Origin of the sequence: Terricaulis silvestris, assembly GCF_009792355.1 — a bacterium.
GTDB classification, from domain to species: domain Bacteria; phylum Pseudomonadota; class Alphaproteobacteria; order Caulobacterales; family Aquidulcibacteraceae; genus Vitreimonas; species Vitreimonas silvestris.
The window spans coordinates 1,401,626-1,424,083 of record NZ_CP047045.1; the positions used below are offsets into that span (position 1 = coordinate 1,401,626).

At 63.5% G+C, this 22,458-nt stretch carries 24 protein-coding genes; 17 read left to right on the forward strand and 7 right to left on the reverse strand.

Annotation, left to right across the window (positions count from 1 at the left end; translation table 11 throughout):
- Positions 1 to 42: 42 nt before the first annotated feature.
- Positions 43 to 1,839, reverse strand: coding sequence for a patatin-like phospholipase family protein (locus DSM104635_RS07000; protein ID WP_158765520.1), 1,797 nt, complete (start codon positions 1,837 to 1,839; stop codon positions 43 to 45).
- A gap of 106 nt (positions 1,840 to 1,945) precedes the next feature.
- Between DSM104635_RS07000 and DSM104635_RS07005 the strand changes: the two genes are divergently transcribed.
- The 10 genes from DSM104635_RS07005 (at position 1,946) to DSM104635_RS07055 (ending at position 9,193) form a co-directional block, all read left to right on the forward strand.
- Entirely contained in the window at positions 1,946 to 3,178 is a 1,233-nt protein-coding gene (locus DSM104635_RS07005; RefSeq protein ID WP_158765521.1) for a toll/interleukin-1 receptor domain-containing protein, read from the forward strand.
- Positions 3,175 to 3,972 (forward strand): enoyl-CoA hydratase-related protein, encoded by a 798-nt coding sequence (locus DSM104635_RS07010; RefSeq protein ID WP_158765522.1) that lies wholly within the window; start codon positions 3,175 to 3,177, stop codon positions 3,970 to 3,972. The genes DSM104635_RS07005 and DSM104635_RS07010 overlap by 4 nt, the downstream gene beginning before the upstream one ends.
- A gap of 14 nt (positions 3,973 to 3,986) precedes the next feature.
- The gene (locus tag DSM104635_RS07015; RefSeq protein WP_158765523.1) at positions 3,987 to 4,346 is read left to right on the forward strand and encodes a hypothetical protein; all 360 of its coding nucleotides are present in this window, start codon (positions 3,987 to 3,989) and stop codon (positions 4,344 to 4,346) included.
- A gap of 31 nt (positions 4,347 to 4,377) precedes the next feature.
- Positions 4,378 to 5,664, forward strand: a complete 1,287-nt coding sequence (locus DSM104635_RS07020; protein WP_158765524.1) for a DUF3667 domain-containing protein — start codon at positions 4,378 to 4,380, stop codon at positions 5,662 to 5,664.
- A complete protein-coding gene (locus DSM104635_RS07025; protein WP_158765525.1) occupies positions 5,661 to 6,056 on the forward strand; it encodes a hypothetical protein in 396 nt (131 codons plus the stop codon). The genes DSM104635_RS07020 and DSM104635_RS07025 overlap by 4 nt, the downstream gene beginning before the upstream one ends.
- Positions 6,053 to 7,000 (forward strand): sterol desaturase family protein, encoded by a 948-nt coding sequence (locus DSM104635_RS07030; protein WP_228445923.1) that lies wholly within the window; start codon positions 6,053 to 6,055, stop codon positions 6,998 to 7,000. Before DSM104635_RS07025 ends, DSM104635_RS07030 begins: the two co-directional genes overlap by 4 nt.
- The gene (locus tag DSM104635_RS07035; protein WP_158765527.1) at positions 7,001 to 7,648 is read left to right on the forward strand and encodes an FMN-binding negative transcriptional regulator; all 648 of its coding nucleotides are present in this window, start codon (positions 7,001 to 7,003) and stop codon (positions 7,646 to 7,648) included.
- A gap of 504 nt (positions 7,649 to 8,152) precedes the next feature.
- Positions 8,153 to 8,605, forward strand: a complete 453-nt coding sequence (locus DSM104635_RS07045; RefSeq protein WP_158765529.1) for a DUF1489 family protein — start codon at positions 8,153 to 8,155, stop codon at positions 8,603 to 8,605.
- A 40-nt stretch (positions 8,606 to 8,645) separates the two neighbouring features.
- Complete coding sequence (locus DSM104635_RS07050; RefSeq protein WP_158765530.1) at positions 8,646 to 8,894, forward strand: type II toxin-antitoxin system ParD family antitoxin; 249 nt, start codon at positions 8,646 to 8,648, stop codon at positions 8,892 to 8,894.
- On the forward strand, positions 8,894 to 9,193 hold the full coding sequence (locus DSM104635_RS07055; protein ID WP_158765531.1) for a type II toxin-antitoxin system RelE/ParE family toxin: 300 nt from the start codon (positions 8,894 to 8,896) through the stop codon (positions 9,191 to 9,193). The genes DSM104635_RS07050 and DSM104635_RS07055 overlap by 1 nt, the downstream gene beginning before the upstream one ends.
- Here the strand turns inward: DSM104635_RS07055 and DSM104635_RS07060 are convergent.
- Positions 9,179 to 10,357, reverse strand: a complete 1,179-nt coding sequence (locus DSM104635_RS07060) for a class V aminotransferase (protein ID WP_228445925.1) — start codon at positions 10,355 to 10,357, stop codon at positions 9,179 to 9,181. The two genes, DSM104635_RS07055 and DSM104635_RS07060, sit on opposite strands and share 15 nt — an antisense overlap.
- The gene (locus DSM104635_RS07065; protein WP_158765532.1) at positions 10,354 to 11,142 is read right to left on the reverse strand and encodes a tryptophan 2,3-dioxygenase; all 789 of its coding nucleotides are present in this window, start codon (positions 11,140 to 11,142) and stop codon (positions 10,354 to 10,356) included. Before DSM104635_RS07065 ends, DSM104635_RS07060 begins: the two co-directional genes overlap by 4 nt.
- Before the next feature lie 173 nt (positions 11,143 to 11,315).
- On the opposite strand from DSM104635_RS07065, the gene DSM104635_RS19780 reads away from it, so the two are divergent.
- Positions 11,316 to 12,395, forward strand: a complete 1,080-nt coding sequence (locus DSM104635_RS19780; protein ID WP_228445927.1) for a GyrI-like domain-containing protein — start codon at positions 11,316 to 11,318, stop codon at positions 12,393 to 12,395.
- A 102-nt stretch (positions 12,396 to 12,497) separates the two neighbouring features.
- Positions 12,498 to 13,175 carry a nitroreductase gene (locus tag DSM104635_RS07075; RefSeq protein WP_158765533.1) on the forward strand — a complete coding sequence of 226 codons (678 nt, stop codon included), beginning with the start codon at positions 12,498 to 12,500 and terminating at the stop codon, positions 13,173 to 13,175.
- Between the two features lie 43 nt (positions 13,176 to 13,218).
- On the opposite strand, the gene DSM104635_RS07080 is transcribed toward DSM104635_RS07075, so the two are convergent.
- The 3 genes from DSM104635_RS07080 to panC form a co-directional block, all read right to left on the reverse strand.
- Positions 13,219 to 13,497 (reverse strand): hypothetical protein, encoded by a 279-nt coding sequence (locus DSM104635_RS07080; RefSeq protein WP_158765534.1) that lies wholly within the window; start codon positions 13,495 to 13,497, stop codon positions 13,219 to 13,221.
- Between the two features lie 179 nt (positions 13,498 to 13,676).
- Positions 13,677 to 15,224 carry an acyl-CoA carboxylase subunit beta gene (locus DSM104635_RS07085; RefSeq protein ID WP_158765535.1) on the reverse strand — a complete coding sequence of 516 codons (1,548 nt, stop codon included), beginning with the start codon at positions 15,222 to 15,224 and terminating at the stop codon, positions 13,677 to 13,679.
- Between the two features lie 42 nt (positions 15,225 to 15,266).
- Complete coding sequence (gene panC, locus DSM104635_RS07090; RefSeq protein WP_158765536.1) at positions 15,267 to 16,115, reverse strand: pantoate--beta-alanine ligase; 849 nt, start codon at positions 16,113 to 16,115, stop codon at positions 15,267 to 15,269.
- A 142-nt stretch (positions 16,116 to 16,257) separates the two neighbouring features.
- On the opposite strand from panC, the gene DSM104635_RS07095 reads away from it, so the two are divergent.
- Positions 16,258 to 17,127, forward strand: a complete 870-nt coding sequence (locus DSM104635_RS07095) for a division plane positioning ATPase MipZ (RefSeq protein WP_158765537.1) — start codon at positions 16,258 to 16,260, stop codon at positions 17,125 to 17,127.
- Positions 17,128 to 17,175: 48 nt separating this feature from the next.
- Entirely contained in the window at positions 17,176 to 17,604 is a 429-nt protein-coding gene (locus DSM104635_RS07100; protein WP_158765538.1) for a DnaJ domain-containing protein, read from the forward strand.
- A gap of 4 nt (positions 17,605 to 17,608) precedes the next feature.
- Here DSM104635_RS07100 and DSM104635_RS07105 read toward each other — a convergent pair whose 3' ends face one another.
- Positions 17,609 to 18,667 (reverse strand): D-alanyl-D-alanine carboxypeptidase family protein, encoded by a 1,059-nt coding sequence (locus tag DSM104635_RS07105; RefSeq protein WP_158765539.1) that lies wholly within the window; start codon positions 18,665 to 18,667, stop codon positions 17,609 to 17,611.
- 346 nt (positions 18,668 to 19,013) lie between these two features.
- On the opposite strand from DSM104635_RS07105, the gene DSM104635_RS07110 reads away from it, so the two are divergent.
- From DSM104635_RS07110 to clpA, 3 genes are all read left to right on the forward strand, one after another.
- On the forward strand, positions 19,014 to 19,472 hold the full coding sequence (locus tag DSM104635_RS07110) for a phasin family protein (protein ID WP_158765540.1): 459 nt from the start codon (positions 19,014 to 19,016) through the stop codon (positions 19,470 to 19,472).
- Between the two features lie 244 nt (positions 19,473 to 19,716).
- On the forward strand, positions 19,717 to 20,055 hold the full coding sequence (gene clpS / locus DSM104635_RS07115) for an ATP-dependent Clp protease adapter ClpS (protein WP_158765541.1): 339 nt from the start codon (positions 19,717 to 19,719) through the stop codon (positions 20,053 to 20,055).
- A 1-nt stretch (position 20,056) separates the two neighbouring features.
- Positions 20,057 to 22,378 (forward strand): ATP-dependent Clp protease ATP-binding subunit ClpA, encoded by a 2,322-nt coding sequence (gene clpA / locus DSM104635_RS07120; protein WP_158765542.1) that lies wholly within the window; start codon positions 20,057 to 20,059, stop codon positions 22,376 to 22,378.
- Positions 22,379 to 22,458: the final 80 nt, after the last annotated feature.

Consider the following 22,458-nt stretch of genomic DNA (forward strand, 5'->3'; position numbering starts at 1 on the left):
AAGTGGCGCGACCATAGCGGCGCGAAACGCGGACGCCAGCCTCTATTCGGCGATTTCGAGTGCGCCGCTCGCGGCCAGATCGCCGATGGCGTCGGTCGAAGGCGCATTGAACAGGCCGTGCGGACGTTGCAGCGCAGCGACGGCGGCTTCGTATCCCGCCGTCACGCACTCATCGAAGCGCTTCCAATCGCGCATATCGACGTCGGCCATCTCAGGCGCGATCAGCAGATCGGCGCCGGAGCGGCCTTCCCACGGATCAACGGCCAAAGTCGCTGCGCGCATCAGCAACGACGCGATCGGTGGTGCGCCTTGGAACCCGTGCGCGGCGACCCAACTGAAGAAGCCGGGCGGATTGCGGAAGTCTTCAATGTCGATGCCATCGCGCCGCGCTACATCGACTCCGATGATCGGGCCGCGATGCATGTCGCGAAGCACATCGACCGGAAAATTCAGCAACACCGCGCCATCGACCAGCAATTCGTGATCGCCCACCACCACGGGCGGAAGAATGCCAGGCAGCGATATTGACGCGCGCAGTGCTTTGCGCAGCGATCCAGCCCGATGCACGCGAATGGCGCCGGCGATGAGATTGGTGGATACCGCGAAGAACGGCGTGGTCAAATCCTCGATCAGCGTCTCGCCGAAATGCTCTTGCAGGCGGTCATCGACGCGGCGCCCGCGCACCATGCCGACGACGGGAATGACGTAATCGCCGAGCGGATTGGTTTCGACGAACGCTTTGCGGATGCGGTACTCGATCTCGTTGTCGTCCCACCCCATCGCGGCGCACGCGGCAATCACGCCGCCCATCGACGTGCCGCCAAGAATATCGAACGGAAGTCCCGCTTCGCGCAGCGCGCGGATGACGCCGATATGTGCGTAGGCGCGCGCGCCGCCACCGGAGAGCACAAGCCCAACCGATTTGCGCGCGATGATGCGCGCCAGCCGCGCCGCGTCTTCGTCTTCCAGTCCGCGCCAGTGAAACAGCCGCGCGGCTTCGGCCGCAACGCGCCACTCGTCGGTGGTCGCGGCCTTACGATCCATGCCGTGATGCAAGAGAATGACGTCGACCAAGCGGAATTGCCGCGCGGGTGAGGGATCCTCCGGCGGCAGCAGCGGCGTCGATGGCCGCGCATCGGCGCGCGCGAAATACCAGATGCGATCCGCCTGGCGGATGCAGGTGCGAAACCACCGCGTGTCGGCGATCGGCGAGATCAGGAACACGGCGTCGTTCTTCGCTTCGAGCGCATCGAACCATGCGCTGCTCGCGCCGTCGGCGCTGATAGAGCGCTCGTCCTCTTCGGTAATGATCGCCGCACGCGCGCCCAACCGCTTCAGCGCCGCTTGCAGCGTGCGCGCGCGCAGCATGATGTCGATCGTCGGCGAGGTGGAGATGAAGGCATAGACCTTCGGATCGGCGCGCGGGCTGACCTTGGTGTTGGCGCGGGCGCGCGTCAACATCAGCCGCGCCATGTGTTCCATCATCGCCGGATGGGCGTGCACGAGAAAGTCGAACGCATTCGGCGGCAGCCGCAGCACTTCGCTGTCGCGCATCGCAAACACAGACGACGAGTGCGGCTCGCGCGCGATCATCGCCATTTCGCCGACCGGCTCGCCAGGCCGGATGTAGCCCAACAATTGATGGCCGCCCCGGTCGACGGGCTTGAAGGCGGCCAGCGAACCCGAAACCAGGAAGTAAACGCCTTCCGGCGGCTCGCCCGCATTCATTAGCGACCAGCCGGCCGGGACCGAGAACCACTCCGTCATCGCGTCCATAGCCAGCAGGACGTCGTTCGGCGCGGCGTTTAGGAATTTGAACTCGGCGAGGCTCGGTTTCATGGATGTCCCGTAACCGAGGATAGGGCGCGTTTATTAAGGCGCAATGAGAGGAGGTGCGGCGGCGCGGCGGTTTTCAGGCCCCGGAGGCGTGCTAAGAGGGCCGCCCATGACTGTTTTCATCGCGCACGCCCCCGCCGACCAGGACGCCGCCGAAGCCCTCGAAAAATTCATAGAACGCCGCGGCCAGTTCGCCGAGCTCGACGACGGCCAGACCGCGATGCGCCCCGTGCAACCCAACGACGTGGTTGTACTGCTGATTTCACAGAAATTGGTGTTCGCACCGACGCGGCTTCGGCTTGAGCAGCGCGCGCTGGATGCCTGGGCTGAAGGCCGACTCGTCGCGGTAAAGCTGGATCATGGCATCGCGCCGGTCGGCTTGCGTGATCTCCCATTTATCGACGCCAGCTTCGAAGCGCAGCGCGAGTTCAAGTGGCAGGAAGTCGCGAACACGATCCGCGATCGCCTGAAAGCGCCGCCCGCCTCACGCACCCCGCCACCGAGCGGTGGACCCGCGCCGCCCTGGCGCGATCATTTGAAGAAGATCGACGCCGCACGCGAAACCGCTGAAGGGCGGAGTGACGCCGAAGTGGTGCGCAAGAAGGCTGCCGGTTCGTCACGCGTCGCGTTGCTGGTGTGCCTGATACTGATGTTGCCCGGCCTCGGCGCGTTGATTGCGAGCGGCGCGATCTGGCTAGTGAACCGCATCGGCCCGACGCCGGGCACGTTCGCCGATTTGCTTGCGGGCATCGATGCCCTCGGCGTCGCGTGGGGTCTGCCGTCCGGGATTACTGTGCCGATCTTCGGCGCGGCGATCGTGTTGATGGTTCTCGCGCCGATTGGCTACGTGCTCTCGCGCGGCGCAGCGCGGCGCAAGATGGATGAGTACGCCAAGGAACATCCCGAGATTTATGAGGACTACGAAGCGCCGGTGGCGCCGCCGACGACGGACGCTGTGTTCGTCTCCTACGCCCGCGCCAACGCCACGAGCGTGCTGCCGGTGATCGAGGGCGCAAAGGAGCAGGGGCGCACATTCTGGCTCGATCAGCAGAACATTGCCGGCGGTGAAGGCTGGGCCGGCGAAATCGTGCGCGCCATCAAAGCCGCCAAGGGCGTTTTAGTGATGTGCTCGAAGGCCGCGTTCGAGAGCGACCACGTCAAGCGCGAGATTTATCTGGCCGACCGCTATCGCAAAAAACTGGTGCCAGTGTTCATTGAGCAAGCCGAGCCGCCGGAAGATTTCGAATACTTCTTTGCCGGCGTGCAAATGACAAATTTGTTCGAGACGCCCGAGGCCGAGCGTCCAGAAGCCCTCGTCCGCGCCCTGGGAGCCGCGTCATGACCCTCGCACCTGATCCTGTTCTGCTCGATGTTTCGCCGGAAGGCGTCGCAATATTGACGCTCAATCAGCCCGAGAAACGCAACGCGTTCGATGAGCTGATGATCGCCAACCTCTCGGAGCAGTTCGAAACCCTGAAGGGCGCCGATCACGTCCGCGTCGTCTTCATCCGCGGCGCCGGGCCAACACTCTGCGCCGGCGCCGACATCGACTGGATGCGCCGCGGCGGTGAACGCACCGTTGCCGACAACGAGGCCGATGCGCTCGCGCTTGCGCGCATGCTTCGCCATCTCCACGAATTACCGCAACTCACCGTCGCCGTCGCGCACGGTGCGGCCATGGGCGGCGGCGCTGGCTTGCTCGCGGCCTGCGACATCGCCATCGCGGTGAAGGACACCAAGATCCGCTTCTCGGAAGTGTGCCTCGGCCTCACCCCCGCAACGATCGCGCCTTACGTGGTCGAAGCGGTCGGTCCGCGTTGGGCAAAAGCGCTGTTCGCAAGTGCGGAAAGTTTCGATGCCGAATGGGCGGAGAAGATCGGCCTCGTCCAATACACGGTAGAGGACGAAGCGGCCTTGAAGGGCATGATGGAACATGTGTCCGATTTAGCGCTGGCTGCCGCGCCTGGCGCCGTTGCTGATGCAAAAGCGCTGGTGCGTTTCGTGACAGGGCATAAGATCGACGACGCTTTGTCGAAGGAGACCGCCCGTCGCATCGCCGTTCGGCGCGCGTCCGCGGAAGGCAAAGAGGGCCTCGCCGCGTTTCTCGAGAAGCGCAAGCCGGAGTGGAACTCGTGAAGTTGAAGCGCGGCTTGAGCGGGTTTTGGGCCTTTCTCTACCAATCCAAGTTGGCCAAGGCGCACATGCCATTCTGGCGTGTTGTCGTAGAAGCCAAGCTCGACCGCCGCGCCCGGCAATGGCCGCGCCGTTACGATTCCGCGATCACAGCTGTCTTCGTCTGGGCCCGCACCATCGAGGAAGCCGAAGGCCTGGCTGCGCTCGCCATCGAAGAAGCGGGCATGGCCGCGCTCACGGCCGACGCCACCAAATGCCCGCCGGCCACAGCACCCCGAAAAACGCCGATGGCCGTGGCGCGCTCCGACTATGGCTATCTCTCGCGCGACGAGAGCGAACGCACCGGCGGCTCCTCCCGGCGCGACGCCCGGGCTTGATCGGGAACCCGCCGCGCGGGATAGCTGACTCATGAGTGGGGAATTGGAAGCTGCCGGCGCCATGGCGACGGCTGGTCTGGTCGCGGGCGCGATTGAGGGCCGCGAAGGGCAAAGCCCAGGCGAAGGCGCTTGCCTAAATTGCGGCGCGCAGCTCACCGGCGCCTATTGCAGCGCCTGCGGACAAGCCGCCCACGCGCACCGCAGCCTCATCCATGTGCTCGAGGAATTTCTCCACGGCATTTTCCACTTCGACACCAAAGTCTGGCGCACGCTGCCGATGGCGATCTTCCGCCCCGGCACGCTCACCCGGAATTACGTCTACGGCAAACGCGCGCGCTATCTCTCGCCGCTGGCGTTTTTCCTGCTGACAGTCTTCTTCATGTTCGCGGTGTTCGCCTTCGCCGGCGGCCCGCCGATGAACGTGACCGAATCCGGCACTGTTGCTGAAGCGCAGGCGGAACTGGCCGAAGCGCGCGAAGACTTGGCGACCGCCGAGCGCGAATTGCAGGAGGTGCTCGCGAACCCCGATCCGGATCAACCCGCCGGTCTGGAAGAGAGCCTGGCGCGCCAGGCAATCGGTTTGGCGCAAGCGGAAGTCGCGCGCGAGGCGCAGTCTTTGCGCCGCGCGCAGGCGCGTGAAGCGGCCGCGGCGCAAGGGGAGGATCAAGTTGTCGCGCCTGTCGCTGTGGGCGCGCCAGAGCCGGCGGCAAGCGCCGTTGCACCTCCAGCGCCAGCCGCGCCGGCCGAAGACGCCGCAACGCCGCCGCCCCTGCCTGGGTCGGTGCAAGTCGAGGTCGATTCCGTCGATAGCGATGGTGGCCCGCTCAATTGGCAGGACGCCGTGCGAGAAATGGCTGAGGCCGACGATTTCGTCGTGATCCAGGGCTGGGATTCGTTCAACCAGCGGATCCGCGACCAGCTGCGCAATCCAGACCTGGCCGCGTACAAAATCCAGGAAGCCGCCGCGAAGTTTTCCTTCCTGCTGGTGCCGATCTCGTTGCCGTTCTTGGCGCTGCTGTTTTTATGGAAACGCGGCGTGACGCTCTACGACCACGTTGTCTTCTCGCTCTACGAACTTTCGTTCGTGTCGCTGCTGTTTGTGCTGATGGTCAGCGTGGCGCGCGTCGATGCGTTGATGTGGCTTGTGCCGATGCTGGTGTTGTTCGGCGTGCCCGTGCACACCTTCTTTCACTTGAAGGGCGCCTACGCGTTGGGCTGGTTCTCGGCAATCTGGCGCACCTTCTTCATGATGATCTTTGCGACCATCGCGCTTTGCATCTTCCTCATCGCCATCGTCATCCTCGGACTAGCCGGATGATCTCGAAGCTGCCCATCCTCGCCGGCTCGGCGGCCGTCATCATATTGATGGTGAGTGTCGCGGCGGCGCTGGGGTTTCGGCCGAAGGCGCTCCTGGACGACGCGACGCTGGCGCGACTCGCGGCCAACGAAGGCGCCAGCATCGAAGCCTCCGTCATCGCGCCGGACGCCAAATCCGCGCTCGCCCGACTCAGCGGCGGCAAAATCATGGTCGCCCGCGCCATGGGCGGCGACGTCAGCGCCCGCATTGCCCCAGCGTCTGCCGTACATGCGCGGATCAACGGCGAGAAACTCAGCGTCCGGTTTGCGGATGTAGGCTATCCGCCGCTACATATGCGCGTGCAAACGCCGCCGGCATGGCTGGCGGACCTCGTATCAGGAGAGGGGCGGTGACAGCTCCGGAAGCGCCAAGCGGCATCCTCGCCGCGCTCGAAAGCTTCGACAAAGAACTCATCATCACGTTCGCCGTGCCCGGCTTCGTGTTGCTGATCCTGATCGAGATGGCCGTCGTGCGCATGACCCGCCACGGCCGCTACGACGTGAAGGATAGCGCCACCAGCCTGATGATGGGCTTCGGCAACCAGATCGTCGGCATCCTGTTTGGCTTCGCCGCGGTGTTGAGCCTGTTCTGGTTCTACCAGTTCCGCCTGTTCGATCTCGGCTGGACTTGGCCGGTGCTGGTCGCGTGCTTCTTCGCGGAAGACTTGGCGTACTACGCCTTCCACCGCATCGCGCACGAGCGCCGCTTCTTCTGGGCCAGCCACATCGTCCATCACTCGTCGCAGCACTACAATCTGACCACGGCGCTGCGCCAAACCTGGACTGGCGTGCTCGGCCTCAGCTTCATTTTCTGGCTGCCGCTGGTGCTGATCGGTTTTCCGCCCGGCATGGTGCTGATGTTCCAGGGCTTCAGCCTGGTCTATCAATTCTGGATTCACACCGAGACCATCGGCCGGATGGGCCCGCTCGAATGGGTGATGAACACGCCGTCGCATCACCGCGTCCATCACGCCATCAACGCAAAGTATCTCGATGCGAATTACGCCGGCGTGCTGATCATCTGGGACCGCCTGCTCGGCACCTTCGTGCCGGAAGATGCCGAGCAGCCGCGCTACGGCATCGTCAGCCAGCTCGGCACCTTCAATCCGTTCCGCGTCGCTTTCCATGAATGGGCCGGCATCTTCCGCGACGTGGCCGGCGCGAAGTCGCCGCGCGAAGTCCTGGGCTACATGTTCGGCCCGCCGGGCTGGAGCGCGGACGGTTCGCGCAAAACCAGCGCATCAATCAAGGCGGAATGGGCGGCGCGGCAGCAAGCGGCAGCTGTTCCGGCAGAATAGATGTACGTCCCGCACCATTTTGCGACGGATGAAGCTGACGCGCTAATCGCCCGTCTCGCGCGGCGCTGGGCCGGTGTTCTGATCACGGTGGATGCGGACGGCACGCCAACCGGCACGCACATGCCGATCCTGTGGGACGCCGAGCGCAAGATCGCCACCGGCCACATCGCGCGCCCCAATCCGCAATGGAAGCTTGGCGACGGGCGCGGATTGCTCGTGCTCAGCGGCGCCGAAGCGTACGTGACGCCGAGCTGGTATCCGTCAAAGCGCGAGAACGGCAAGACAGTGCCGACGTGGAACTACGAAGCCGTGCACCTGAGCGGCCGCGTCGAGTGGTTCGAAGATGCAATGCGGCTCGAAGCCGTTGTCCGCGATCTCTCGGCATTCCACGAACACGACCGCGCCGAGCCCTGGTCGATCGGCGAAGCGCCACGCGCTTATATCGACGCGCTGCTACGCGGCATCGTCGGCGTAACGCTGCATGTGGATCGCGTCGAAGCGAAGCGGAAGCTTTCGCAGAACAAGAGCGAGCCGGATTTCAACGGTGTCGAGCGCGGCTTGGCGGCGAGCGGCGATGCACTGGAAGGCGAAGTCGCCGCGCTGATGCGCGAGACGCGCGCCGTGAGCGACGATCCCGATGGGAATTGAGCCGCCGATTGTCGAGCGAGAACAGGGGTTGCGATACGGCATAACCCGCGCGCTTTGTGTCATCGCGTCGCTCTCTTGGTTCGCGCTGATCGCCGCTGTCTCGGTGTTGCTGTATGCGGTGTTCATTCGTAGCAACGGTGACATTGCGGACCAGGTGAACCGGCTCTTCACGCCGATTGTCTGGTTCGGCGCTGTCATGTGGGGGTCGCAAGGACTGCTTTGGTTGTGGCGGCGTTGCGACCGATGTCGGCGGCGGCTGTTTGAAGAAGGACGGCCCAACTGGGCGCGTTGGGCGCCAGGCCTGAGCGCGTTTGATCGGAACTGGCTCAAGCGAAACGCAAGCTGGATGAACGGAGCGCCGGAGCGCGATCATAGGGCAAAGACGCTGCTGGGATCGCATCGCATGAGGGCCATTGCCGACATGGCGTTCGGCGGGCGCCTGCGCTGCCAATGGTGCGGTCACGAGGATGGCGCGACTCCCGACTACGTTGTAACCGGCTCGGAATGACCATCCACATCGTAAAGCTCTGCGTCGGCGCGGAAAGCGTCGAAGATCTGGCCGAGTGGCAAATCGGCCAGCTGAAGCGTGCGCAGAAGGCCAAAGCCAAAAGCATTCATCCGAACCAGAAGAAGCACCCCGTGTGCGGCACGCGCATGTGGCCGAAGCGTCTAGAGGACGTGCTCGCGGGCGGCTCGCTTTATTGGGTGATCAAGGGCGTCGTCAGCGTTCGTCAAACCATCGTCGCCATCGATGACGTGATCGACAATCACGGCCAACGCTGCGGCCTCTATCTCGACGCCTACCTGCAACGCACCGTCCCGCAACCGCGCCGCGCGTTCCAAGGCTGGCGCTATCTCGATCCCAAGGACGCGCCGGCGGATCTAAGCGCCGCACAAGGCGGCGCGGATTTGCCAGAGCATCTGCGGCGGCAATTGGTGGAGTTGGGGGCTTGGTGAGTCACTAGGTGGGCGCCAGCAGAAGTGCTATGTTGTCAGCATGACGAAGCAAACCACCATCGAGTTGCCCGAACACCAGGCCTCGTTCGCCGAGGAGCGTGTGGCCGAGGGCGCTTATGGCTCTGTGAGCGAGGTGGTGCAGGCCGGTCTGCGCCTCTTGGAGGAACAGGAAGCAAAGCTGGCACAGCTTCGCGCGGCGCTCCTAGAGGGCGAGCAAAGCACAATAGTCGAAGGGTTTGACGCCGAGGCGCTGCTGTCGAAATTGCACGTCGGTCGCGCTTCGCGCTAATGGCGCGCTATACGATCCGCGAACGCGCGCAAGCGGATCTTATCGACATCTGGCGCTTCACGTCTCGGCGATGGGACCTGAATCAGGCCGATAGCTACTACCGCGAGATCATCTCGGCGCTGGAAGCCGTCGCGCAAGAGCCATCGCTCGGTCGGCCATGTGACGAAATTCGCCACGGCTATCGCCGACACAATGTGGGATCGCATGTGGTGTTTTATCGCCTTGAGAGCGGCATCCCTGACGTCATCCGCATTTTGCATGGACGCCGGGATTTTCGTCGCCACCTACCCAAAAGCTGACAGCGCGCGCTTCGCCCCCGCGCAGAACGCCGCGACATCGTCCTCGTCCTGATACAACCCAAACCCAACCCGCAGCACGTCATCGCGCGCATCGGTGATGAGATCAGCAGCCATGAGCGTGGCCTTCCACTCAGTCGCCTTGGGGTGACGGAGCGCGATGAAGCGGGCGTTGGGGCCGTGGGCGTTGGGTTCGAGCAGCTCGGCTTCGGCGAGCACGCCCGCATCGCCGGCGCGGATCGCCTCGATCATGGCTTGACGCAACGTGGCGCACCGCGCCGCGATCGCATCCGTCGTCAAGCCTTCGCGCGCCAGCATCGCGCGCACTGCGTTGAAGCGATAAAGCCCCGTCGGATCATACGTTGCGCCGAGAAATCGTCCACCATCCGGCGCGTAGCCCACTTCGCCTTGCTTAGCTTCGATCGCGCCAAAGTCCGCAAACCAACCCGTGTTCTGAGGGCGCAAACCAAACCCCGGCGGCGCGTGGATGAACGCCGCGCCTTCGCCGGCCATCGCGTACTTGTAGCCGCCGCCGAGCAGGAACACGCGATCCGCCACCGCGCCGAAATCCGACGGCAGCGCCATGAACGAGTGGTAGAGATCCACCATCGCCCACATGCCGTCCGGCGTCGCGCGATCAGCCAACTCCGACACGCCATCAAACCGCAAGCCGCTGCGAAACATCACCGCAGAAAGGAACGCCACGTCCGGCGTCTTCTCGCGCAGCGCCGCCAGATAGCGCTCCGTGAACGTCGCAAACGGTTCGCACGCTACGACGCGCCGCTTGATGCGGCCATCTTCCTCCCAGCGCGCGCTTTGACGGCGGAAAGAATGGAATTCGCCGTCGGTTGTCAGCACATCCAACGGCGCGCGTCCGCCTTTGGCTGAAAAGAGCCGCACCAAGAGTTCATGCGTGTTCGGCGCAAAGCCAATTGTACGCGGGTCGGGCAGGTTAAGTTCGCGCGCAATGTTCTCCTGCGCGCGCGGCATCACTTCGCCGAACACCTTGTCCCATTTCTTGTCGGCCAGTACCGCCGCGTCGGTCCACGCTTCCATGTGCCCGTCGAACGAAGCATCGGGCCAAAGATGGTGCGAGTGCGCGGCGAAATGGATGCGGCCCGGTGCGGCGTCGAGCGCGCGTTTGAACAGGTGCTTGTAACTTTTCACAGCTTGGTCCGGAGCGACCAGATCTCAGGGAAGGCGCGTCGCGTCAGCGTTTGCTGCAGGTAGCCTACGCCCTCGGTACCGCCCGAGCCGCGCTTGCGACCGATGATGCGCTCCACCGTCAGCACGTGCTTGTGCCGCCAAGTGAGAAACGCATCGTCGAGATCGATCAGCTTTTCCGCCAACTGATAGAGCGACCAGTGCTTTGCCGTGTCGCGATACACTTCCAACCACGCAGCCTCCACCGCCTCACTCGGCTCGTAAGGCGTATGCTTCGGCCGGTTGAGCACGCTCGCCGGAATCTCGAAGCTCTTCGACAGCTGCACCAGCGCATCATCATAAAGGCTCGGCGCATTCAACGCGTCCTCAAGCATCTTGCGATCAGCGCCGCCTTCATCGTGAAACTTCAGGAACGCATCGTCCTTGATGCCAAGCTTGTATTCCAGCACGCGAAACTGCGCCGATTGAAAGCCGGAGCTCGTTCCCAACAACGCGCGGAAGTTTAGATAATCCGCCGGCGTCATCGTTGCCAGGATGTCCCAGGTATGCGTCATCACGGCTTGGATGCGCGAGACGCGCGCCAAGTGTTTATATGCGGGTTCGAGATTGCTGCTGCGCACTTCGCTCTGCGCCGCGCCCAATTCGTGGATCGCCTGCTTCATCCAGAGCTCCATGGTCTGGTGCAGGATCACGAACAGCAGTTCGTCGTGCTGGTCGGTTTGCGGGCGTTGCGCCGCCAAAATCTCGTTCAGGCGCAGGTATTGGCCGTATGTGACGCTCTCGCTCATAGCTGGTCACGTTCCTCCGTTGAATCACGACCTTAGAGCAAGCCGCGACGCAGGGGAAAGCCGGGCTAAGCCATTGTGCGCGCTAGGTTCCCGCTTTTAGGGGTATGGACTGGGGCTAGGGTTTGCTAGGGAAGCCGCTGCCTGGGGGCAGAAGCCGAAGGAGGGAAATGGCGATGGGTGGTGCCGTACGGATCATTCTAATCGTTCTTGTGTTGGTCTTGGTCGCCGCGGGGGCCGGATATTTCCTGGTGCCGCCGGTGGCGAGCCGTTCTCAAACACTCACAGTTGAAGCGCCGCCGGCCACCGTGCTGGCGCGTTTGTCGTCGACGCCGGTTGGCTCGACTGTTGTTGAAGGCGTGACCGTTGCCGAAGCCGCTAGTGTCGAAGGCGACACGGTGACGGCGCCGGTGACGTATGCCGGTGGCCAAACTGGCCAAGTCGTTTATCGCGTGACGCCGGAAGGCGAAGGGTCGCGCGTTGAAGTGAAGCTCGAGCAAAATCTCGGCGCCAACCCGCTGGATCGCGTCGATGCGCTCACCGGCGGCGATGTCGCGCCGCTGATCGAAGCCGCGGCTGCTGGCGTCAGCACCGATCTCGGCGCGCTGCCGAGCGCAAGCTTCGAAGGCCTGCAGTACAACGTCGTGCAAATCGAAGCGCGGCCGTTCTTCTACATCCAGAACTGCGCGCCGACCGATGCGGAAGCGGTGACGGACGTGGTCGCGCAAAGCTTGCTCGCGCTCCGCCCGATCATGCAGCGTCAAAACCTGACGGCCACTGGTGACCCGATCGCGGTTGAGCCGCGCGTCGAGAACAACCAATATTGCTATCAGATCGGCTACCCGTACTCGGGCCGTCCGCCGCGCGTGCTTGCGGTTGGCACGGCGGGTCAAACGCCGGCCGGCCAAGCGCTCCGCGTCGTCTACAGCGGCACGGAAGATGACGTGCTGGCGCAAGTCTACAATCCGATGGACGCGCTGCTCGCAGCCGCCCACTTGGATGACCCGTCGACCACTGACGACGATTGGACCACCTACGAGGTCTATCACGACGATCCGACCCAAGCCGGCGGTTCGCGTAGTCGTGAAGTCTTCTATGTGGCGCAGGGCGACATCTCCGCGCTGACGCGCATCGCGCCGCCGACGGAAGTCGCTGTGCCTGCCAACGTTCCGGCTGCGGCGCCAGCCGCTGATCCGGCTGTGCCCGCACCAGCCGGCACGCCTGCACCGGCAACGCCCGCACCGGCCACGCCGTAACGCGAAGCGTCAGACCTGAAACGAAGGGCCGCCGGCGAAAGCCAGCGGCCCTTTTGTTATGGGTGGGACCGAGTTCATATCGGCATCGTGAGGGGACGACGCGTGCAGTTTGACGACGTGATCCTGGGGCGCCGGAGCATCCGCGGCTACAAGCCCGATCCCGTGCCCAAAGCGTTGATCGAAGAAATCATCGCCCTCGCGATGCGCGCGCCTTCGTCCATGAACACGCAGCCGTGGAATTTTTACGTCATCAGCGGTGAGCCGCTGAACCGCATCCGCACCGGCAACACCGAGCGCATGGTGACAGGCGTCCCGCAATCGCGCGAATTCCGCATCGGTCCTCCGTTCGCCAATCAGCACCGCGAGCGCCAGATTGGCGTTGCCAAACAATTGTTCGCCGCGATGGGCATCGCGCGCGATGATACCGAGAAGCGCCAGGATTGGGTGCTGCGCGGCTTTCGACAGTTCGATGCGCCGGTGTGCGTGATCGTGACATACGACCGCGTGCTCGACGGCAGCGACGATACGCCATTCGATTGCGGCGCCGTGACCAACGCGCTGGTGAACGCAGCCTGGTCACGCGGCCTCGGCGCCGTGATCAACAGCCAGGGCATCATGCAGTCGCCGGTCGTGCGCGAGCACGCAGGCATCGCCGACGATCAGGTCATCATGAAAAGCATCGCGCTGGGATGGCCCGATGAGAGCTTTCCGGCAAACTCGGTCGTGTCCGAACGCAAGCGCGTAGATGAGGCGACCGTGTTTGTCGGGTTCGAGAGCTAGTGTTCAACGGCGATCTGCCCATGGCTAACCAGGGAAAAGCACATCAAGTCGCCCAGCACGCGCCATTCTGCCGAGCTTGATGCTGACGACCCAGATCGTCGGTCAACGTGACCACACATTCGAATGCATCGCCGGTCTTGTCGGTATGTTTCTGGCCGCTGAAGATCACCTGGATTTCAGCACCCTTCAGCCAAGCGCTCGGCAACAATCGCGCGGTCAGCTGTGTTGCGAGCATCTGCCGGTAGTGCTCAATCATTTCGCTGAACTTTGAACTGGCGGGCGTGATCGTTGAGTTTTTCAAATCCACGCGGAGTTCAGACACGCCCGACTTGCGCGCATGCGAGTATAGTTTGCCTAAAGCCCAATAGCTTCCAATGTCGTTGTTGCGACTGACAAACGAGCCGACCAATCCAAAGGCCGCTCCGCGAAGGTCTCTCCGTCTGGGCATTATCGATCGGCATCGTAGCGCCGCGCTCGACCCGCTGCCATCGGTGAAATCCGCTATGGCCGCATCCCAAACGCACTCGGCCCAGTCTCCGCACCACGCTGCGCCAAGTTCGCCCACTCACACAGCAACGGCCGCGTGTCGCGCGGGTCGATAATCTCCTCCGCGTAAAAACTCTCCGCCGTGCGAAACGGCGAACGCAACGCCTCAGCCCAAGCGCGGATTTCCTTCAGCCGCTTCTCCGGCTCCGGATGCGCCTCAATCTCGCGCTTGTAAGCCGCCTCAATGCCGCCCTCCATCGGCAGCGAACCCCAATCGCCGCTCGGCCAGCAATAGCGATACTTAAGCCGCGTCGGATTCATCATCGCCGACCCCGCCAAGCCAAACGCCTGTCGCACCACGATCGAGCACCACGTCACGCGCGCCTGATACACAGCCGCCATCGCCTGCACGCCAAGCTTCACAACCGCGCTGCGCTCATGCTTCACGCCGACAGCAAAGCCCGGGCAGTCAACGAAGTGCACCACCGGCAAATGAAACGTCTGCGCCAGATCGACGTGCTTGATCAGCTTGCGGCAAACATCCGCCGTCCACGCACCACCAAGAAACATCGGATCGCCGGCGATCACCGCGACGCTCCAGCCATCGATGCGCGCAAAGCCTGTAATGAGCCCACGCCCCCATTGCCGCCCGGTTTCAAAGAATGAACCCGCATCGACGCAAGCATCCACGATGCGCCGCATCTTGTACGGCACCCGTCGATCGCGCGGCACCACATCGATCAACGTCGCATCGCGCCGATCAACCGGATCGTTCACCTGCACCCGCGGCGCTGCTTCATGCACTGAAGCCGGCAGGTAGGAGAGAAACTTGCGCGCCGCCGCAAACGCTTCCGCTTCGCTGCCGACAATGTCATCCACCACGCCGTTCTTGCCGTTGATCTCCGCGCCGCCCAAGCCTTCCTTGTCGACGTCCTCGCCAATCGCCTTCGCCACCGGCGGCCCCGCGACGAACACCTGGCTCAAGCCCTGAACCATCACGCTATAATGGCTCGCCGCCACACGCCCCGCGCCAAGCCCAGCGCACGGTCCAAGCGCCAACGACACCACCGGCACGCTCGCCATGTTCGCGACAACCCATTCCCATCCCGGCGTCTGCGGGATGTAAGTGCGCGGATCCTTCTCCAGCATCTTCACCGAACCGCCGCCGCCGGTGCCGTCGATCAAGCGCACCAGTGGCATGCGATATTCGTTGGCCATCTGCTCGGCGAACACGAGCTTCTGCCAAATCCCCGCATCCGCCGCGCCGCCGCGCACGGAGAAATCATCCGACTGAATCGCGACAGGCCGCCCATCGATCAGCCCACGGCCGACAACGAACGGCGTCGGCAAAAACTCCGTCATCTCATTGTCAGCGCCGTACGCCGCGCGGCCCGCAATTTTACCCGTCTCGTGGAAACTGCCGGCATCGAGCAGAACATCCACCCGGTCACGCGCGGTGAGCTTGCCGATCGCCTTCTGCCGCGCAACGCGCTCCTCGCCGCCCATCTGTTCGGCCAGCGCCTCGCGCTGCTTCAGTTCCTCGATGTCCTTCTTCCAGCTCATCCAGCGTCTCCCGCAGCCACGTTAGGCGGACGGAACGCGGACTTAAACCGCCATGTTGTCGATCAGCCGCGTCTTGCCGAGCCAGGCGGCGGCAAGGATGCGCGCGCTCGACGCATCGCTCACCGGCGCCAATGTCTCGGCGTGGCGGATGGCGACATAGTCGACGACAGTGAAGCCTGCTGCGGTGAGGTGGCGTGATGCTTCCGCTTCCGCGTCCGCGATCGGCGCGCCGTGGCGCACGGCCTTGATGGCGTCGTGCAGGATGAGATTGAGCCGGCCAGCGATGCGGCGTTCATCTTCGCTCAAGTACGCATTGCGCGATGACATGGCGAGGCCGTCGTGCTCGCGCACGGTGGGGCAGCCGAGGATCTCAACGGGAATGTCGAGATCGCGCGCGAGTTTCTTGATGACGAGCAGCTGCTGGTAGTCCTTCTCGCCGAACAGCGCGACGTCGGGCAGGCATTGCAGCAGCAGCTTCGTCACCACCGTGGCGACGCCGCCGAAGAAGTGCGGACGGAAATCGCCTTCGAGCGGCACCGAAACATCGGCGACGATAACGCTGGTGGCGAAGCCCTCCGGGTACATCACGCCGCGCTCGGGCGCGAACAGTAGATCGCAGCCCGCGCCCGCGAGCATCTGGGAGTCGCCGCCTTCGTCGCGGGGATAGCGCTCAAAATCTTCATGCGGCGCGAACTGGCGCGGGTTCACGAACAGGCTGGCGACGACGCGATCGCAGCGTTCCTTGGCGGCGCGCACGAGAGAGAGGTGTCCTTCGTGCAGCGCGCCCATGGTCGGAACGAGGCCAACGCGGAGCCCGGCTTTCCGCCAAGCGCGTACAGCGTCGCGTAGCGCGGTAACATCGCGAACAGCGGGAAGGATGGACTGGGCCATGACTCGCCATCCCTTGATGGCAGTTCCGCGTCAAGCCGCTTAAGCGCCCCTTAACCTCGATCAACGACGGTTCACATATGCGTCTTGGCGTTGCATCCCTGTTAAGGATTGCGACGCCCGCCAACCTGGGCGGGCGGAAGGCATGAGCCTCGCCTACGCCCCCGAACACACACCCGCGCCGCGCCAGGCGCATGTGATCGTCGTCGGCAACCAAAAGGGCGGGGCCGGCAAGTCGACTGTCGCGATGCATATTATCGTCGCGCTGATGCGCATGGGCCGGCGCACCGGCGTGCTGGACCTCGACGTCCGCCAGCGCTCGTTGACGCGCTACATCGAAAACCGCGGCCGCTGGATCGCCTCGCGCGGCGCGCAGCTGGCGTCGCCACAGATTTTGGAATTGCACGAAAGTCGCGATCGTTCGCTCGATGCGGCCGAAGCCTCCGACGAAAGCGGCTTTCACGCAGCTTTGCGGCGCTTGAGCGAAACCTGCGATTTCGTCGTGATCGACTCTCCCGGCGGCGACTCTTACTTGGCGCGCGTCGCGCATTCCTGGGCCGATACGCTGGTGACACCCCTCAACGACAGCTTCGTCGATTTCGATCTGCTCGGCGACATCGATCCAGACTGCGCCGACATCGTGCGCCCTTCGATCTATAGCGAATTGGTCTGGGAGAGCCGCAAGAAGAAGGCGCTCGCCGTGCGCACGCCGATCGACTGGGTCGTGCTGCGCAACCGGACCTCCGCGTCGAAGATCGAAGCCAAGAACAAGCAAAAGGTCGGTCAGGCGTTGAACACGCTGTCCAACCGGATCGGCTTCCGCATGGCCCCCGGTCTGAGCGAACGTGTGATCTACCGCGAACTCTTCCCGCAGGGCCTGACCCTGCTGGATCTCGACGCTGATGGCGGCGAGGGGGCGATGAAAATGGCTCACTTGGCTGCCCGCCAGGAACTCCGCGACCTCTTCATCACCCTAAAGTTGCCTGGCCTAGACGGCGAACCGCTGAAGTTCTGAGCCCGCCGTGCTAGGCGGGCGCGGGCGCTGAGCCCCTGGAGGCTTGGGTTGCTCCCGATTCTGCTGATCGTGGCGGCGGTGTTCGCTCTGCTGTTCTTTGTCCGCGTCGGCGGTTCCCAGCGCGTGGAACTCATGCGCCGGTGGCCGGCGGTGGCGTTCGCAGGTGCAGCAATCGTGGCGGCATCCCGTGGCGCCATCTGGCCGGCGATCGCGTTCGCCGCTCTTGCTGCTCTGGCCTGGACGTGGTGGCCGCGCATCGCACCGCGACTAAGACCGGAGGTGCCGAAAACAACAGCGCCGAACCCTGCAGATGCCGAAGCGCGCGTCATTCTGGGGGTTGGTCCAACTGCAACAAGTTCTGAAATTCGTGCAGCGTATCGCACCAAGATGGCCCGCGCGCATCCCGATACGGGTGGCTCAAATGCAGAAGCCGCGCGGCTGACGGCCGCGCGGGATCGACTGCTTCGCAAGCGCTAGGCGCTTACTCGGACTCTTCGGTGCTGTCTTCGCCTTCGTCGCCTTGGCCGATCGGCTCAAGCGGCGTACGCACCGGCGAGAGCGTTTCGACGACCATGCCCTGATAGGTCGCATAGGGCGAACCAGGCGATGAAGGAGCGCTGGCGGTGACCGCGCTGGGCGCGAGCTGGACGTCGAGCCGGCGGCTCGGCAGGCTGGCGAACGTAGCCGCGTTCGGATCTGCGCGGCGGGCGAATTCTTGGTAGGCGCCTTCGATCAGGTAAGCGACCTGCGCGTCACGGGCCGCGGCGGATTCACCGCCAAGCACGACCACGATCACGCGGCGGCCGTCGCGCTCGGCCATGGTGGCAAGGTTGAAGCCTGAGGCGCGGGTGTAGCCGGTCTTGATGCCGTCAACGCCTTCGATCTGGCCGAGGAGGCGGTTGTGATTGCGGCCCGAAGTCCGACGCCAAGCAAAGCTCGGCGTTTGGAATACATGGTAATGCTCAGGAAAATCACGCCAGAGCGCTTGCGACAGCGTAGCCATATCTCGCGCCGTGGTGCGGTGACGGGTGTCCGGCAGACCGCTGGCGTTCGCAAATCGGGTTTCGGTCAGGCCGAGTTCGCGGGCGCGCGCCGTCATGTTGGCGGCGAAGCGCGCCTCGGAGCCGCCGAGGCGCTCAGCCGTCAGCGTAGCGACATCGTTCGCGGACTGCACGACCAGCGCACGGATGGCCTGTTCGACGGTGATGGAGTCACAACCACGCCGGCGGCTGCAGGCGAGGCCAAGCCGAGAGGGCGGTTGACGGGAGGCGTTGCGCGATGCCGTCCAGCGGGTATCCATTGTGATGTCGCCGCGCTCGAGCGCTTCGAAGATCATGTAGAGCGTCATCATCTTGGTCAGGGACGCTGGATAGCGGCCCGCGTCGGCCTGGTCCTCGAGCAGCACCTCGTTGGTGCGCGCATCCATGACGATCGCCGAATAGCGATCCTGCGCCATGGCAGGCACAGCGGCCCCCAGGGCTACGGCGGCGGCCAGAGCACCGACCACAATCCGCACCTTAAACAAACCCGCTGACTTCATCGTCGTCCCGTCCCGCACAATCACGGACAATTTCAGGCAAATCGCGTGCCGCGCAGCTTACAGATTCATTAGACCCGGTTAAGCGACCGTAGCAGTGGTGAGGTAAACGCCCGCCTGATCGTCGTTACCGAGTCACTCGCTGCTATTACAGGCTGTGGACAACGTGGTTAACACCAGATGAATGGCGGACCATTTCACTGCGACAACCTGTCAATCGCTGCATGGTGCAGTGCAGCATAAATCTGATTGACTTCGCAGCTGCAGCATAACATATAGGGCATCAGATTCGCCGTCCGTGGCGGTCCAATACCAGTTTATGGGCCTCGCGGCCCTTAGGAGACCTAAAATGGCCACCGCCAAAACCGCCACGAAGGCCGCCAAGTCGGCCACCGAAGCTTTCGAGACCTTCACCTCGACGTCGAGCGAAACGGTCCGTGAAAACATGGAACGCGCCCAAGCCGCTCTGTCGGAAGCCTCGTCTTTCGGCAAGCAGAACGTCGAAGCTTGGGTTGCTTCGGCCGCCGTCGCCCAAAAGGGCTTCGAAACCATCTCCGCCCGCACCGTCGCTTTCCAAAAGGAAGCACTCGAGAAGAACGTCGCCGCCGCCAAGGCGCTGATGACCTCGAAGTCGGTGCAAGAGTTCGTCGAGAAGCAAAACGACTTCGCGAAGTCCTCGTTCGAGGCTTATGTCGCGGAACTCACGTCGGTTTCTGAACTCTTCCAAGGCGTCGCCAAGGAAGCCTTCGCGCCGATCAACGATCGCGTGAACGCTGTTGGCCAGCTGATCCAAACGGCTCAGCGCTAAGACTTTTCCACTTCGGGGCACGTCCCCGAGGGGCTGAAATAGGGACGGGCCTGGCTCAAACGAGCCGGGCCCGTTTCTTTTGCGCCAGGCGCCATTTCGGAGGGCGCGCCGCCATGGGCTGTGTTCGCCGTGCGCGCAAGCCCTTCCATCGGCGCTTCCGATCCATAAATTGTTCAACATCTGAGCGAAGGCTCATGGGTGGGCGAGTCGTCGCTCTTTGGTTTTTCGGGGTCAGCAAGCGTCGATGAGCGACGAAAACTGGAACGACGAGGGCGAGGGCGACGGTGGGGCCGATGGCCGTACCGGAACCAAGACGCTTACGCGGACCAAGAAGCCGTCCCTATATCGGGTGCTGATACTGAACGACGACTACACGCCCATGGAATTCGTGGTCTACGTTCTCGAGCGCTTCTTCAACAAGACCCGCGAAGAAGCCACGACGATCATGCTGCACGTCCACCAGAACGGCGTCGGCGTGTGTGGAATTTTCACGTACGAGGTCGCTGAGACGAAGGTCGCTCAGGTTCTCGATCTCGCGCGGCGGTCCGAGCACCCGCTGCAATGCACGATGGAAAAGGAATAAGATGGCGACTTTCTCCCGCACGCTCGAACACACGCTTCGCCGTGCGCTCTCGCTCGCGAACGAACATCAGCACGAGTTCGTCACGCTTGAGCATTTGCTGCTGTCGCTGATCGATGACGACGATGCGGCGGGCGTGATGCACGCCTGCAAGGTCGATCTCGACAAGCTGCGCACCAACCTCGACTCCTATCTCGAGACCGAGCTCGACAGCCTCGTGGTCCCAAACCGCGACCACGAAGAGCCGCGCCCGACCGCCGGCTTCCAACGCGTGCTGCAGCGCGCGATGCTGCACGTCGATTCAAGCGGCGGTCGCGAAGTGACCGGCGCCAACGTGCTCGTCGCCCTGTTCAGCGAACGCGAGAGCCACGCCGCCTACTTCCTGCAAGAGCAGGACATGACCCGCTACGACGCGGTGAACTTCATCGCCCACGGCCTGCCGAAGCGCGCGGGCGCCGCACAGCCGCGACCCGTGCGCGGCGCGCAAGAAGGCGAAGACGGCGAGCGCGTGGTGAAGCAGGGCTCTGAGGCGCTGGCCGCTTACTGCGTCAACCTCAACAAGAAGGCCAAGGAAGGCAAAATCGACCCACTCATTGGTCGCGAGCCGGAAGTGCTGCGCGCGATCCAGATTCTGTGCCGCCGCCAGAAGAACAACCCGTTGCTGGTCGGCGATCCGGGCGTGGGCAAGACGGCGATCGCCGAGGGCCTCGCGCGTAAGATCAACGAGAAGCAAGTGCCGGAAGTTCTGGCCGACGCCACCATCTTCTCGCTCGACATGGGGTCGCTGCTCGCCGGCACGCGCTATCGCGGCGACTTCGAAGAGCGCCTGAAGAGCGTGATGAAGGAGCTGGAGAACCACGCCAACGCGATCCTGTTCATCGACGAAATCCACACCGTGATTGGCGCAGGCGCGACCAGCGGCGGCGCGATGGATGCGTCGAACTTGCTGAAGCCGGCGCTGCAAAGCGGCCAGCTCCGCTGCATGGGCTCGACCACCTACAAGGAGTATCGCCAGCACTTCGAGAAGGATCGCGCTTTAGCGCGGCGTTTCCAGAAGATCGACGTCAACGAGCCGTCGATCCCGGATACGATCAAGATACTCCACGGTCTGAAGCCCTACTTCGAAGAATATCACAAGGTGAAGTACACCGACGAAGCCATCAAAGCCGCGGTGGAACTCTCCGCGCGCCACATGGGCGACCGCAAGCTGCCGGATAAAGCGATCGACGTGATCGACGAAACCGGCGCGTCGATGATGCTGATGCCCGCAAACCTGCGGAAGCAGATGATCGACGTCACCGAAATTGAAGAAGTCGTCTCGCGCATGGCGCGGATACCGGCGAAGTCGGTGTCGAAAGACGACAGCGAAATGCTCGCCTCACTCCCGGGCGATCTGAAGCGCGTGGTGTTCGGCCAGGACAGCGCCATCGAGCAGCTCACCGCCGCCATCAAGATGGCGCGCGCGGGTCTGCGGGAACCGCAAAAGCCGATCGGCTGCTACCTGTTCGCAGGCCCCACCGGCGTCGGTAAAACCGAAGTCGCACGCGCGCTCGCGAACATAATGGGCATCGAGCTGCTGCGCTTCGACATGTCCGAATACATGGAGCGCCACACGGTCAGCCGTCTCATCGGCGCGCCTCCGGGCTATGTCGGCTACGATCAGGGTGGCCTGCTGACCGACGGCGTCGATCAGCATCCGCACTCGGTGCTGTTGCTCGACGAAATCGAGAAGGCGCACCCGGACCTGTTCAACATCCTGCTCCAAGTGATGGACCACGGCTCGCTCACCGACGCGAACGGTAAGAAGGTCGATTTCAGGAACGTCATCCTGATCATGACCACCAACGCCGGCGCGGCGGATGCGGCCAAGCAAGGCATTGGTTTCGGCCGCGGCAAAAACGAACAAGAGAACGAAGAGGCGATCAAGCGTCTGTTCTCGCCGGAATTCCGCAATCGCCTCGATGCGTCGATCCACTTCAACGGCTTGCCGCCGGAAGTCGTCCGCAACGTCGTGCAGAAGTTCATCATCCAGCTCGAAGCGCAGTTGTCGGAACGCAACGTGCAGATCGAAATCACCGATCGCGCGGCCGATTGGATCGCGACGCGTGGTTACGACGAAAGCTTCGGCGCACGGCCCCTGGCGCGCCTGATTCAAGAGCACGTCAAGAAGCCGATGGCCGACGAACTCTTGTTCGGGAAGCTGAAGAACGGCGGCATCGTCAAGATCGACGTCGACCCTGCCGACAAGGACAAGCTCAAGTTCGCTTACAGCCAGGAGTCGCGCGGACTCCTGAGCAATTTCGGACGCAAACCGGAAAAGGCGTAGGCACTAGCGCGGCGACAAGCAGAAGCGGCGGCTCGCAAGGGCCGCCGTTTCTTTATGGAGCGCCGGCGTCCTCGCCGGCC